The sequence below is a fragment of the Megasphaera sp. ASD88 genome, from assembly GCF_002287425.1.
Classification (GTDB): Bacteria; Bacillota; Negativicutes; order Veillonellales; family Megasphaeraceae; genus Megasphaera; species Megasphaera stantonii.
Genome location: NZ_NQXW01000014.1, coordinates 33,358 through 47,214, shown reverse-complemented (window position 1 = coordinate 47,214; position 13,857 = coordinate 33,358). Strand labels below are relative to the sequence as shown.

12 protein-coding genes are annotated in these 13,857 nt (G+C 49.5%); all 12 read right to left on the bottom strand.

Annotation, left to right across the window (positions count from 1 at the left end):
• Positions 1-61: 61 nt before the first annotated feature.
• The gene (gene feoB, locus CJ260_RS08245) at positions 62-2,434 is read right to left on the bottom strand and encodes a ferrous iron transport protein B (protein ID WP_095629853.1); all 2,373 of its coding nucleotides are present in this window, start codon (positions 2,432-2,434) and stop codon (positions 62-64) included.
• A gap of 5 nt (positions 2,435-2,439) precedes the next feature.
• Positions 2,440-2,682, bottom strand: coding sequence for a FeoA family protein (locus CJ260_RS08240; RefSeq protein WP_095629852.1), 243 nt, complete (start codon positions 2,680-2,682; stop codon positions 2,440-2,442).
• A 29-nt stretch (positions 2,683-2,711) separates the two neighbouring features.
• The gene (locus tag CJ260_RS08235; protein WP_095629851.1) at positions 2,712-3,008 is read right to left on the bottom strand and encodes a DUF2325 domain-containing protein; all 297 of its coding nucleotides are present in this window, start codon (positions 3,006-3,008) and stop codon (positions 2,712-2,714) included.
• Positions 3,009-3,308: 300 nt separating this feature from the next.
• Positions 3,309-5,021, bottom strand: coding sequence for an ABC transporter ATP-binding protein (locus tag CJ260_RS08230; RefSeq protein WP_095629850.1), 1,713 nt, complete (start codon positions 5,019-5,021; stop codon positions 3,309-3,311).
• A 104-nt stretch (positions 5,022-5,125) separates the two neighbouring features.
• Entirely contained in the window at positions 5,126-6,067 is a 942-nt protein-coding gene (locus CJ260_RS08225; protein WP_158221386.1) for a ChaN family lipoprotein, read from the bottom strand.
• Positions 6,068-6,078: 11 nt separating this feature from the next.
• Entirely contained in the window at positions 6,079-8,184 is a 2,106-nt protein-coding gene (locus CJ260_RS08220) for a TonB-dependent siderophore receptor (protein WP_095629848.1), read from the bottom strand.
• A 119-nt stretch (positions 8,185-8,303) separates the two neighbouring features.
• Positions 8,304-9,092: an ABC transporter ATP-binding protein gene (locus CJ260_RS08215; RefSeq protein ID WP_095629847.1), complete on the bottom strand. Its 789-nt coding sequence runs from the start codon at positions 9,090-9,092 to the stop codon at positions 8,304-8,306.
• On the bottom strand, positions 9,089-10,099 hold the full coding sequence (locus tag CJ260_RS08210; protein ID WP_095629846.1) for an iron ABC transporter permease: 1,011 nt from the start codon (positions 10,097-10,099) through the stop codon (positions 9,089-9,091). The genes CJ260_RS08215 and CJ260_RS08210 overlap by 4 nt, the downstream gene beginning before the upstream one ends.
• Positions 10,099-11,064 (bottom strand): ABC transporter substrate-binding protein, encoded by a 966-nt coding sequence (locus tag CJ260_RS08205; protein ID WP_095629845.1) that lies wholly within the window; start codon positions 11,062-11,064, stop codon positions 10,099-10,101. Before CJ260_RS08205 ends, CJ260_RS08210 begins: the two co-directional genes overlap by 1 nt.
• Before the next feature lie 154 nt (positions 11,065-11,218).
• Positions 11,219-11,998, bottom strand: a complete 780-nt coding sequence (locus CJ260_RS08200; protein ID WP_095629844.1) for a ZIP family metal transporter — start codon at positions 11,996-11,998, stop codon at positions 11,219-11,221.
• A 48-nt stretch (positions 11,999-12,046) separates the two neighbouring features.
• Entirely contained in the window at positions 12,047-12,970 is a 924-nt protein-coding gene (locus CJ260_RS08195) for an AraC family transcriptional regulator (RefSeq protein WP_233127929.1), read from the bottom strand.
• Between the two features lie 52 nt (positions 12,971-13,022).
• A complete protein-coding gene (locus CJ260_RS08190; protein ID WP_095629842.1) occupies positions 13,023-13,847 on the bottom strand; it encodes a pyridoxamine 5'-phosphate oxidase family protein in 825 nt (274 codons plus the stop codon).
• Positions 13,848-13,857 lie beyond the last annotated feature (10 nt).

Below are 13,857 nucleotides of genomic sequence, written 5' to 3'. Positions count from 1 at the left end.
ATGTGCAAATAGTGGCCGACGCCAGGCGCCAACCACCATTTGCATATAGTATAGAATATATTTATGCGCCTAAGCCAAGCAGTAAAGACCCATGATACGTAACGAATGCCAATACATAGGCGAGAACGACGCACATACCGTTTAAGAGGAACAGCATCTTCCAGGAGTTTGTTTCGCGCTTGATGACCGCCATGGCCGCGACGCAGGGCATGTACAGCAGGGTAAATACCATCAGGGCCAAGCCCACAGCCGGGTTAAAGCTCGGGTCTTCCTGCAAATACGTTACGAGGTTTTCCTGGTCTTCTTCGTCAGCCTGTACGCTGTAAATCGTAGCCAGCGTAGAAACCATGACTTCTTTCGCAGCCGAGCAGGCCACGATGCCTACGCCGATTTTCCAGTCGAAGCCGAGAGGCGCGATGACCGGTTCAATAAAATGACCAATTGTAGCAGCATAGCTTTGAGAAATTTTTTCCGACGCTTCTTGTTCGTCGAGAAGGGCGATATTGTCGTCGGCGGCAACCTTCAAATCATACAGAGGCAAGGCCTGAGCATATACGGCCGGATTCTGTTCCTGTAAGGCGGCAAAGCCGGCAGGATATGCAGGTTCTTCTGCCGCAACCGTTTCTTCAGATGCAGCTTCTTCGCCTTCCGCTTCTTCCGGAGCTTCCGCCGCCGCAATCATCGATTCATACATGCCGTTTAATTCCGCATTATCTTCCAGAGAAGCGATGCCGTAGCCCTGAAGGACGGCAGCCTGCTGTACTTCCATCTGTTCTTCTACGTTTGCCCGGGCCGCTTCAAAATCCTGAGAGTATTCGACGTCCATGGGATAAGCTGTTAAGAACCAAACGATGATGGACGCGCCGAGAATAAAGGTACCGGCTTTTTTCAGGTACAATACGCTCCGTTCCCACATATGCATGAGCACGTCTTTTACCGTCGGAATATGATAGGGCGGCAATTCCATGACGAAAGGTTCTTTTTCACCTTTAAAAAGAGTATGACGGAGTACGACGGCAACTAAAATCGCAACGATAATCCCTAACAGGTAAATGCCAAATAAGACGGTACCGCCGTTTCCGGAGGCTCCAAAAAAGGCCGCGATGAGCAAAGTATAGACAGGTAAGCGAGCGCCGCAGCTCATGAAGGGCGCAGCGAAAATCGTAACGAGGCGATCCTTTTCATTGTCCAGCGTACGAGCGGCCATAATGCCCGGAACGGTGCAGCCAAAGCCGAGGATCATCGGGATAAAGGACTTGCCGTGCAGCCCCATGGCGCGCATGACGCGGTCGATGAGGAAGGCGGCGCGGGCCATATACCCCGTGTCTTCCAGCAAACTGATAAAGAAATACAAGATAACGATAAGGGGCACGAAGCTCATAACCGAACCGACACCGCCGACGACGCCGTCGACGACAAGGGAGCGAATCTGTTCGTCGGCAATGACGCCGCTAAGCCAGTCGCCAAGCATGCCGAACAGCGTGTCCAGCCATTCCTGCGGATAGGCGCCGATATCGATAACGGCCGTAAACATAGCCCACATCAACGCCAGGAAAATAGGAATGCCTAACACCCGATGCGTCAGGACGCGGTCGATTTTATCGGACAACGTATCACCTGTCCCGACAGCGATGACGGAATGATTGAAGGCCTGTACAGCAAACTGATGGCGGCATTGGGCAAAATAGAAATCCAAATCGATTTTATCCTTCAAGTCGTTGCGCATCTTCGACGCTAAATTGAGGATATTCTGCATGCCGTCCATACTTCTAATTTTAGCTAAGACATCTGCATCGTTTTCCAACAGCTTGACGGCCAGCCAGCGAATAGGATAATCAATGATGCCGGTTTTATTAATAGCATCCGTCAATTCCTGGACATACGGTTCTACGTCTGCGCCGTAATCCACTTTGGCATTGACAAGATTTTGCGTCTTATTCTCATCGGCAATAACCACTAAAAGGTCTTTCGTACCTATATTTTTGCTGCCGATAAGGGGAACGACGACGGCGCCGAGCTCTTCGCCCAATTTCTTTAAATCAATTTTGACGCCCATGCGTTCGGCAATATCCATCATGTTCAGGGCCACGACGACAGGACGGCCTAATTCAACGAGCTGAGCAGCCAGATACAGGTTGCGTTCCAAATTGGACGCGTCCAATACGTTTACGATAATATCAGGTTTTTCATTGATGATGACGTTTCTGGCTACGACTTCGTCAAGAGAGCGAGCCGTCAGGCTGTACGTGCCCGGCAAATCGACAAACATCAGCTCTTTGCCGCCGAAAGAACAATGGCCTTCCTTCTTTTCGACTGTAACGCCGGGGTAATTCCCTACGTGCTGCTTCGCGCCTGTGATGTTGTTAAAAATTGTCGTCTTCCCGCAGTTAGGATTCCCAGCGAGGGCGATTTTTATCTTTTCCGCTTGTTCCATACCTACTAATTTCCCCCTTCTACAGCTACGCTGATCATAGCTGCTTCATTCATGCGCAGCGCCAAGGCGCATCCCTTCACTTTGACCTCGATGGGATCACCCAGCGGGGCTTTCTTCACTACGGTAATGCGGGTACCTTTGACGACGCCCATGTCCACCAGCCGGTGCTGGATATTGCCGCGGCCCTGCAGGGCTTCGACAACACCCGAATCGCCGACATGCAAATCTGCCAATGTGACAATGTTCATGTTGCTGCCTCCCTTTCCCGACGAAACGCCTAGCCGCATCGGCCGCGCTCTGTCCGGGATTCTAATATACTTTTAAGCGAGTTAGCGCTGCTCGTATGGGACCGAACGACTTCTACGTTCTTCCGCTGCGCTTCCTTGAGGGCGCAGCGCACCATACTATGGCTAACGGTGCTCGTAAACAATACAACCAGGTCCGGCGAGCCGATTTTCGATTTGAAATCGCTCGGAACCTGTGTAAAAACCTTAGCTTTATAGGAATACTTTTTACAAATATTTTTATATTGACACACCATACAATCGTTTCCACCAACTATGACGACACTCATTTACCTCGCTCCTTTCGCGCGCCGTAAATAATACTCACACATCCCTTCTGTTTTTGATAACAAACTTCATTACCATGCTTGTAGTATACAAAAATACATATCATCTGTCAATACTTTATACCGATTTTCACTATCATATCTTACGAAATAAAATATAGAAAAAGAGCAATGCCTCTTATTATTTTCTGTACAATGCCGCTGCGGCTCTTTATCAGGTAAATACAGTTTCCCCTTTGTTCGTTATATTTCACACAAATAAAAGCTAGCTGCAATGGAACGAGTTTCCTTTGCAGCTAGCTTTTATTTGTCAAACTGTGACATATACAAATCGTAATACAGTCCTTTGCGTTCCATGAGCTCGCCGTGGGTTCCCTGCTCACAAATACCTTCCTTTGTCAAGACGACGATGCAGTCGGCATGGCGGATCGTTGCCAGCCGATGCGCAATGACCAACGTCGTCCGGTTATGAGACAAATCCTGCAGCGCCTGCTGTATTTTCCGCTCAGTTTCGTTGTCCAGGGCCGATGTCGCTTCGTCCAAAATAAGGACGGGCGGATTTTTAAGGAAAACGCGGGCAATAGCCAGGCGCTGCTTTTGCCCTCCTGACAGTTTGACGCCCCGTTCGCCGATGGCGCTGTCGTATCCGTCGGGCAGCTTCATGATGAATTCATGGGCGTCAGCCAGCTTCGCCGCTTCGATGATCTCCTGTTCCGTCGCATCAGGCCGGCCATAGGCAATATTTTCACGGATCGAATCGGAAAAGAGAAATACGTCCTGCTGCACAATGCCGATGCTCCGCCGCAGCGACGACAGCGTATACTGCCGGATATCCCTTCCGTCCAGAGTAATACGTCCCGACTGAATGTCGTAAAACCGCAGAAGCAGGCTGGCCACGCTGGATTTTCCCGCGCCGGTAGGCCCGACGATGGCAACCGTCTTGCCGCGGGGAATATCCAAGGAAAACCGCCGCAGCACCGGATCCTTCCCATTATAGGAAAAGCTGACATCTTCAAAGGCCACACGGCCTTCTATCACGCCGGCTTCGACGGCGTCCGGCTTATCGGCAACGTCCGGTTCGATAGCCATGAGTTCTTCATACCGCCGATATCCGGCTAATCCCCGCTGATACCGTTCTGTCAGCATGGTAAGCTGCATAATCGGCCGGATGAATACCATGAGGTACATGAGAAAGGCCACGAGATCCCCGAGACTCATGACGCCGAGCATGATGAAAAAGCTGCCGGCGGCGATGATGACCAGGTTCGTCAGGTTGGAAAAAAAGATGACGCTGCTCGTAAGATAGGCTTCAAACATAAACGTCCGCTGCTGGGCCCGCCGCAGCTTGTCGCTGGCGGCGACAAACTTTTTCAGCTCTACGGCTTCATTACAAAATGATTGGACGAGGCGGATGGCGTTCAGGCTTTCCATGGCCTGAGAGCTGACGAGCCCCATGTTTTCTCTGGCAATGCGAAAGGTTTCCTTCATGCGGCGATTGAGAATCATTGTTCCCGCTGTTTTCAGAAAAATGAGAAATAAAACGAAAATAGCCAGCTGCCAGTTGATATAAAACAGAAAAAAAGCGCTGCCGCACATCGTAATCAGACAGACCATAATGAGATTCGGCATCTGAAACACCAAGTCGCCTATTTCTGAAATGTCGCTGATAATACGGGACAATAGCTGCCCTGTCTTGGCATTGTCAAAAAACGAAAAGCTCATGGACTCGATATGAGAAAACAGGCGGCACCGCAAGTCGTTTTCGATATGCGTGCCCATACTGCGGCCAAAGTACGACACGCAGAAGGACGAGCACAGACAGACGACGTAAAGAATAAACAAAACGGCTGCCGTATGCACTAATCGCACCATGTCGCCGACCGGCAGGATATCCTCTAAAATATAGCGGACAATCATGGGAAAGGAAATTTCCAGCCCCGCCGTCAGAACCGATCCGGCAATGACGAAGAATAAGATGTTCTGATACGGCGCATAACACGCCCACAATCGCTTCATGCAGCCTCCTTCATAAAAAACAAGGCTTGCCCAAGGAGCCGCTCCATGGCGGACAGCCCCTTTCGGCAAGGCCCTGTTAAAATCTATACGGTGAAACTTGTAATTTATGCCCCGTGAGCCGTTTCCAATGCTAAGTATTCGCCGTCGCCACCATGAGCGCTGGCAGCGTCGGCTGCCGACTCAGCTGGCGGGTCGAAATGTACAGCATTGATAACGGCAATTTTTAAATCAGGTCGCAGACCGTGCAGCTTTTCTACTACTCCCAAATGGCCTTCGCTGTGAAAATTACCGACGACATGATACACGACGGCGTCGCCATGAGTATTCAGATAGTCCGCTATGCTTTCGGCCATGGCGTCGTCCTTGAGGCACTGGGCCATGAACATAGGCTGTACCATCGCTTCGGGCACCTTCATACCGCCGGGCATATCGTTCATAGCAGCCATCGTCGCGGCGAACTTAGCCCGATAGGCTTCCGAGCCAGCCTTATGCACCTTAGGAAGATACAGCCGATCGGCTTCGGCAATGCCGTTTAAACTGCCAGCCTTGGCATAAGCCGCAGCCATACGGCGGGGAATATTGCCTGTCAGGACAGGAATCCCCTGCTCCTTGGCAAAATCCACCATAGGCTTATAAGCCGTCATGTATTGCGGCCAAGGCCGCGATTGAGACAAGAACAGCCCCTCACTCAGCGTTCCGGCTAAATAATCATTCATCGCTGGCTGTACATCCCGTTCAAACATTTCCATAGATAAAACCAGCTTGTCACCGTGCAGTTCATATAAGCCTTTCAGCACGTCCAGCTCGGCGGCGTGAATAGGCTGGCTATCGTGAAATTCGCCGAAGAAAATCACCTGATAGTCTTTTAAGCCGTCCAGCATCTCTGCTGTCGATACGGATTTCTGTGTCGCTCCGTCTATCCATACGACGGCCGGTGCCTTCTCCGCCGCAGGAGCCGGAGCGGCTGCTCCGGCCATTCCTGCCGCAGAGAAGACGGCCATGGCCGTTAAGAGGGAGAGGAGTCGTAGTGTGCGTGATATGTTCATGAAAAAAACCTTTAGAATCTCCATTCTGCGCCTACACGCCATAAACGACCATCAATATACAAATCATCTACTTCCTTATTAAGGATATTATCTACACCTGCAAATGTCGAGAATCCATTCCCCCACTTTTTGTTAATGGAAAAATTTAATGTATTATAGGTATAGTTTTCATCGTCGTATCGATAATCATTGGAGAATTGATCCCAAAGGACAGCACTGATTCCATCATCTTTATGGTCATCATAAATCAACTGAATCGTAGACGTATTCTTCGCACGATTATTCAACCGTTCGTTTGCGATCTTATCCATTGCATCTAAGTAGTTATGAGTGAATTTGATTGTCCAACGGTCATTAAAACGATGGCCAAGTTCTAATTCAATACCATTTATCTGTGCTTTGCCAATATTAATGTAACGGTTATTATAACCACTTGCATCAAGCGCTTCTGTAGTAATCAAGTTGGTTACTTTATTATTAAAATATGTCAATTTACCAAAATTTTTGCCTTTATCAGCTTCAATACTGAAATCATAGCTGATCGTTTCTTCCGGCTGCAAATCTGGATTTCCTTCTACAGTAACGTTCATTGATCCCATAGAACGATGCATGATCATATACAATTCACTAATAGATGGCGCTTTATACCCTTTACCGTAGTTAGCCTTTAAGCGCCAGTTATTATTAATGCTGTATGTAGCGCCAATCTTAGGTGTTGCTTCAGAACCAAATTGGCTATTATGTTCAAACCGAACAGAAGGAATCAATAATAACTTATCATTAACTTGCCATAAGTCTTCTACATAAGCAGCATAAGAATTTACATCCTTTGATTTTACAACTTTATTTAGGCCTGCTTCTGACCCGCCTAAACGGGTTCCTTCATAATCTAATTGACGATATTCCCCACCAAAAGTCAAATCATGATTATCGCCAATATGCATCGTATTTCTAGCTTCCGTTACCCATGTAGAATATTTCGCATAATCCATGTCATATGCTACACTAGTAGTACCTATAGGTCTCCCCATAGTAGTCAATGTAAGTGGGTAGTTAATCAAGTTAGAATCTTTTTCTAACTCATTATAATACGTCCTGAACTGATAATCATTTCTTCCTGTTTTCCCAGTATATTCTAAGCTAAATCCTTTCTGCTCGTTATGAAACCATTCTTTTTTATTTTTACTTGACCATCGCTCTGACATGGTCACAGGGCGTCCCCCCATGTCCATAACCATCTTGATATAAGTATCTGCATAATCAGAACTTAAATCTTCATTCATATAATCTACGTCGAATCTTAATTTGTTTTGGTTTTTATTTTCGAAATCATACATAGATGATAAGTGATATGTCCGGCGCATACCATACATAGATCGATCCGTACCTTCTGTTTTTGTACTCATTGTCGGTGCGCCTTCTCCCATATCAACCGTTTCCATGGGAGTATTATTTGCTCGATTAAACGGTCTAACTCTATCAAAGCGCGCATCAAAAGATGTCGTCCAACGTCCATGTTTACCCGAATTTACGTTAAAATATGTAGCCGTATTCCTAGTTCCTGTAACAAAACCGACCATTCCTCCAGCTTTATCCGGCACCTTAGTGATAATATTAATAACACCACCCATAGCATCTGAACCATACAATGAACTAGACGGTCCACGAACGATTTCGATACGTTCAATGTCGCTAACATTTAAACGCTGAAGGCTATATACGTTCGTAGTAACATCAGTATCTTCTCCAGCATAGCGCTTGCCGTCAATCAAAATTAACGTATGATTTGTGCTCATCCCACGAAGAGAAACGGCATTCCCCGTCATGCCTGCTCTGGACAAGTTTACGTTATTTGCCAAAGATAACGCAGTCAGTACGTCATTTGCACCCATGCGTTCCATATCTTCAGACGTAATAACTTCAACAGCCTGCGGTACAGCCTTAATTTCTGCCTCGGTCTTAGTAGCTGTGACGACAACATCTTTAGTTTGGATCGTATTAGCAGCCGTTTCATCTGCAGCGTACACAGGATTTCCGAATCCCGCCAGGCTGCCTCCTACGGCGCACAATACAGCTAAGGTTAGCATACGTTTTTTAGATGATGAAAATGAATCCATGAAATAAAACCTCCCCTTCATCTTTGAACATGTGTCTGTCTGGAATATTTTCCTGATGACAGAGTACGTTTATGAAATAAATATGTATATAATAAACGCCAAGGCGTTATGAACCGAATTTACACGGCAGCATAAGGAAAACAAGCGAGATACTCTCCCTCGTTCTCCCGCACCGTCGTGACGACAGCGCGGATACCGTAGAGAGGCTCCAGTATATCCTGCCGAAATACGTCGGCTACAGAGCCGTCAGCCACGATATTTCCTTTTTTCACAGCGACGAGGCGATGGCTGTAACGGGCCGCGTGGTTTAAATCATGCATGACCATGATGACGATGATGTGCATGGTCTGATACAAATGCACGACGAGCTCCATCAGGGCCAGCTGATGGCGGATATCCAGATATGTCGTCGGTTCGTCGAGAAGCAGGATCTGCGGCTCCTTGGCCAAGGCCATGGACAGCCAAGCCCGCTGCCGTTCACCGCCGGATAGGGCCGACAAGCGGCTATGCTGGAGCGGCTCCATTTCCGTCGCCTTCAAGGCGCTGTTAATAGCCGCAATGTCTAAATCGTTTAGTTTTGAAAATAATCCCTGATAGGGCAAGCGGCCGTAGGTCACCAGATCCCGCACAGTCATATCGCCCGGTGCGCTGGCCGACTGGGGCAGCATGGAAATCGTCCGGGCAATCTTATCCATCGATACGTCTTTGAGATCCTGCCCGTCCAGATATACGGCGCCGCCCGTCGGCACGAGAAGCCGTGCCAGTGATTTCAGAAGCGTCGATTTACCTGAGCCGTTCGGGCCGATAATCGACACGATTTCCGGTTTGTCAAAGGCTATGGTCAGGTCTTCCGCTATAACTCGTTCGCCGTACTGCAGGCGTAAATGGTTTGTCGTAATCGTACTCATGACTGACCCATCCTCCGTTTCAGCAAGTATAAGAAGAACGGCGCGCCGATGAAGGACATGAAAATGCCCACAGGCACTTCTACAGGACTGAACAGCGTCCGGGCCGCTACGTCGGCTACGACGACCAATACGGCGCCGAACAATGCCGAGCACGGCAGAAGGGCTTCAAAGTCCGAGCCGACGATAAGGCGCATGACATGAGGCACGATGAGACCGACAAAGCCAAGCAGACCGGCTACACTGACTGCCGATGCGGCCAGCAGAGCCGCCAAAGCAACGAGGACAGCACGAGTACGCTCCGTATTAACACCTAACGTTTTAGCTACGTCATCGCCCAGCTGGAGAGCATTGAGTCTTCGGTAGTAGCACAGCGTCCCAACGATGCCCAACAGGCTGTACGGAAGAATCATGCGGACGTACGACCAGTTGCTGCCGGCAAAGCCGCCGGCCATCCACGATACGGTTCCCTGAATCTTATCGGAGAAAAATACCGACAGGGCCGTCATGCCGCCGCCAAAAAACGCCGCCACGGCTACGCCGGCTAAGACGAGACGCAGCGGATTGACGCCCCGCTCGTAGGCAAGGAAAAAGACGACAGCCGCGGCAAACATAGCACCGATAAAGGCTGCAAAGGGTACGAAACTCGTAAAGGTCGGCGCAATAAGCATGAGGGCCATGGCCGCCAGACCGGCGCCGGCCGAAATGCCGATAATACCCGGGTCAGCCAGCGGGTTGCGCAGAATTCCCTGCAGGATACATCCCGACAAGGCCAGGTTAGCGCCGGCTAAGGCCGCACAGATTGCCCGCGGCATGCGCAGCGTATAAATAATGCGGTAGTTATCTGTCTGTCCCGGCGCGACGACGGCCTGATATATATCCGACAAAGAGATATGTACCGCGCCGGCGGCAATGCCTAATGCCAGAGACAGCATCAGCAGTATCAGTCCGGCGCAGAGCGTCGTCATGCGGACGACGCCGCGGTTATCTTGTTCTACGGCACGCTCCATCAGATACCTCCCTGCCCGTACAGGCAATCTGCCATATATTCCATAGCCTCGCCGATGTTGCTGCCCGGATTGACAGTAAACAGCTCCATAGGCAGATCATAAATGCGGCCGTTTTTAACTGCCGACGTCTGACTCCACGCTTCATTCGTCTGCATTTGTTCCTTGAAGCGAGCCAGATTTTCCGGTGTATTACCCATGGAAATGATGAAGACGACTTCCGGGTCCTGCTTGACGACGTATTCCAAACTCAGAGGAATAAACTGGCCCGTCAGTGACGTATCCAGTTCGGCAATATTTACACCGTGAAGGCGCTGCAGCAAATCGCCGGAAAATGTCTCGCTGCTGGCCATGCTGTTGCTGTCCGGGTTGCTGAACAAAATCAGTGTCCGCGGGCCCGTCTTGCCTTCAGTCATAGCGACAGCATCACGGCACTGCTTGACAATTCTGTCCGTCTCTTCCTGGGCTTTTGCCGTATTGCCGGTCAATTCGCCAAAAAACTTCATCGTTTTCAGCGTGTCCTCGTAATTGTCCAGCGAGTTGATATACAGCGGAATATGATTCTGCTTCATCGTTTCCCGCAGCTGATTATGGAACGGCACGTTGACGCCGATGACCAAATCGGGCTTCAAGGACAATATTTTTTCAATATTAGGCGAATGAATAATCCCGACTTCCGGCACGTCGGCAACGATTTCAGCCAGCTCCGGCGACAAGGACTGGGACGTCGGTTTGCCGACGACCTGCGCCGCTCCTCCAGCGGCGACGTACATGTCCATGTTAGACGCGTTTAAAAAGACGACCCGCTGCGGATGCTCCGGAATCTCCATCGTCTCGCCCGTACTGTCCGTCACCTGCCGCATAGCCGCCGTTGACGCTGCTATTCCGCCCTGCGTCATCATGTATACGATGCCGCCGAACAAGCAGATAACAAAAGCTGCTGCGACATATAAAATTACTTTGCGCAATCAAATCCCTCCCCAAGACATACGTTATATGATATGAGTTGCATTTTATTAAAGAAATGATAATCACTATCTATAACTATAGCAGGATTCTTCCTTGTTTTCTACTCCAAATAGACATAAAAATAACCCATTTCGTTATGTTAATAAATAATAATTATCCTAAAGCGACATCCAGAGCCATCATGACGGTAAACCCTAACGAAAAGGAAAGAGCGCCAACGTTAGAATGTTTTCCGAAAGACATTTCCGGAATCAGTTCTTCCACGACGACGTACATCATCGCACCGGCAGCCAGGCTCAGCAGGTACGGCAGCAGCGGCACAACGAGACTGGTCAGGCAAATCGTCGCGACGGCGCCGACGGGCTCGACGATGCCCGACAGCATCCCTCCGGCAAAGGCCCGATGAGACGACAGGCCGGCAGAGCGCAGAGGCATAGAAATAATCGCGCCTTCCGGAAAATTTTGGATCGCAATGCCCAGCGATAAAGCAATGGCGCCGGCCAGGCTCATCCCCTCCTGTCCTGACAAAAACGCAGCGTATACGACACCTACAGCCATCCCTTCAGGAATATTGTGCAGCGTTACTGCTAATACGAGCATAGTCGTCTTTTTCAAAGGAGCCCGCATCCCTTCCGGCTCATCGCTGTTCAGGTGAAGGTGCGGCACCCAACGGTCTAGAAGAAGCAGCATGCCTACGCCGAGCCAAAAACCGGCAGCCGCAGGCACAAAGGCCCATTTCCCCCATGAAGAGACTTGATCCATAGCTGGAATGAGCAGACTCCATACCGACGCAGCAGTCATCACACCAGCTGCAAATCCTGTCAGAGCCCGCTGTATGCCTTGCGGCAGCGGATCTCTTATACCATACACACATGCTGCTCCCAAGGCCGTCCCTAAAAAGGGAATGAAAAGCCCAATGGCAATATTGGTCATAACGCCCTCCTTAATCTATCCGCTGAAACGCACAGTATTGCCTGCCCTTTATTTTCGCAATGATTTTCGGTACTCTCGCGGAAGCATTCCGGTCATTTTCTGAAACAGCACAGAAAATTTACTGCTGTTTGCGTAGCCTACGCGATTGGCTATCTGCAGGATGCTGTCTTCCGTTTCGGCAAGCATGCGCATCGCCTCGCTGACCCGCAGTTCCTGCAAATGCTGGCCGATGGAGCTGCCGTAAACGCTTTTAAAGCACCGCTTCAACGTCGTCGGCGCAATATGATGCTCTGCGGCAAGTTCTTCTACTCGTTTCTTTGTCGTCAGATTTTCTAATAGTTCCAAATGGATCGCCTTGACGATATCAACTTGCCGCTTCGTCACGTAAACGTATCGGTTTCGTTCCGGCTCGATTGTCCCGAGGAACAAAAATATTTCCAAGATTTTAAGCTGGCAATACCGGCGTCGAATACCTTCCGGCACACGGTACAGTTCTTCAAACAAATGCTGCATGTCATTGTTTTCTTTCATAATAAGGCCGAAATCCGATTCCCGGCAAAAACGGCTGCATAAGGCCGTCAAATCGCCGTCGTCCTCCAACAGCCGGGAAACGACAGGCTGCGCCTTGGATACAGAGCATAAAATAGACAGGCCATGATAATGAGACGAAGGAAAGAAAATAGAATGACAATATTCCTGATGATGCCGCCAGCCAATAGACATATCGCCTGGCCCCATATAGAGAAATTCGCCGTTCTGAAAATTACACTCTATACGGCCTTCCTCACAATGATTGACAGCGAACAAGCCCTGCGTTACGGGATGGCTCCGGCAGGAAAAGGATTGAATATGCGCGTCTATATAGACGAGATCGATGCCCGGATATACGGGATACGACGTCAGACGCGCCGTACCCGTACTATTTTGTATTTCAAACACAACCCTCTCTTCAGAAGATTCGATCATCCGCATAGTATCCATTATTATACTGCACCCTTTCTTGAATAACCAGCTCTAATTTAAATTAAAATCGATATACCTGACGCACAGCTTTTCCCCCTCTGGCAAATTGCCCCCAAAGAAAGACAGCCTCAGACGGAGAAATCTCGATGACATGGAGGACGACGGGCATTTTCCGCAGCCGTTCTTCAGCAATACCCTTGGCCACCGCTGCCGCAGCATAGCCTTCGTCCTGTGGTTCGAGAATCTGTGCCGTGCCGCTCAGCTGCAGTCCTGCCAAATGGGAAAAATCGGAGAACGGCTCGCATACGGAAAAACTGACATGAGGATCACGGTATATATTCGCAAATTTTCGTCCGCCTTCGCTGAACAGGTATATCTTTTTATGCCAATATACGTACTCAATCGGCGTCGTCCGAATATTCCGTCCCCATCCGGTAGCTAAAACGCCCGTAGTATGACTCGTCAGGAACGTTTCTAATGCCTGCCATGCCGTACTGTCGCTGTCCGGTACAGTAGCCGGAGGCGTCTGTATTGTCTCAGCAGCACGTATGACCCCTTCTGTAACGTCACTCGCCGGAATAAACGCAGACAAGGCGATAGGCCGTCTCAGCAGCATTTCAGCCTGACTGCGCAGCCTCTGTACCGACAATTCATTATCACCAATGACAATGATTCCCCATGTTGTATCCGGCTCCGCATGCTGTACGACCTCTGTCAAAGGATGTACTGCCTGTTTTTCCGTCAAAACCAGCAAAATCCGCTTATATTGGCGCAGCGATACGTCTTCCCGGCATTCCGCATACCGGCTCATGCTGAGTATACTGCCGATCATGACGGCAATGCGCCGTGCCGCAGCGTTTTCGTAATATAGGCAAAGAGTATTCATGATTGCTTCC

Excerpts from the sequence above, each read along its gene's own strand:
- CJ260_RS08220 (WP_095629848.1), bottom strand. The coding sequence starts at position 8,184 with ATGGATTCATTTTCATCATCTAAAAAACGTATGCTAACCTTAGCTGTA.
- feoB (WP_095629853.1), bottom strand. The coding sequence starts at position 2,434 with ATGGAACAAGCGGAAAAGATAAAAATCGCCCTCGCTGGGAATCCTAAC.
- CJ260_RS08240 (WP_095629852.1), bottom strand. The coding sequence starts at position 2,682 with ATGAACATTGTCACATTGGCAGATTTGCATGTCGGCGATTCGGGTGTT.
- CJ260_RS08230 (WP_095629850.1), bottom strand. The coding sequence starts at position 5,021 with ATGAAGCGATTGTGGGCGTGTTATGCGCCGTATCAGAACATCTTATTC.
- CJ260_RS08195 (WP_233127929.1), bottom strand. The coding sequence starts at position 12,970 with ATGCGGATGATCGAATCTTCTGAAGAGAGGGTTGTGTTTGAAATACAA.
- CJ260_RS08215 (WP_095629847.1), bottom strand. The coding sequence starts at position 9,092 with ATGAGTACGATTACGACAAACCATTTACGCCTGCAGTACGGCGAACGA.
- CJ260_RS08235 (WP_095629851.1), bottom strand. The coding sequence starts at position 3,008 with ATGAGTGTCGTCATAGTTGGTGGAAACGATTGTATGGTGTGTCAATAT.
- CJ260_RS08210 (WP_095629846.1), bottom strand. The coding sequence starts at position 10,099 with ATGGAGCGTGCCGTAGAACAAGATAACCGCGGCGTCGTCCGCATGACG.
- CJ260_RS08190 (WP_095629842.1), bottom strand. The coding sequence starts at position 13,847 with ATGAATACTCTTTGCCTATATTACGAAAACGCTGCGGCACGGCGCATT.
- CJ260_RS08200 (WP_095629844.1), bottom strand. The coding sequence starts at position 11,998 with ATGACCAATATTGCCATTGGGCTTTTCATTCCCTTTTTAGGGACGGCC.
- CJ260_RS08225 (WP_158221386.1), bottom strand. The coding sequence starts at position 6,067 with ATGAACATATCACGCACACTACGACTCCTCTCCCTCTTAACGGCCATG.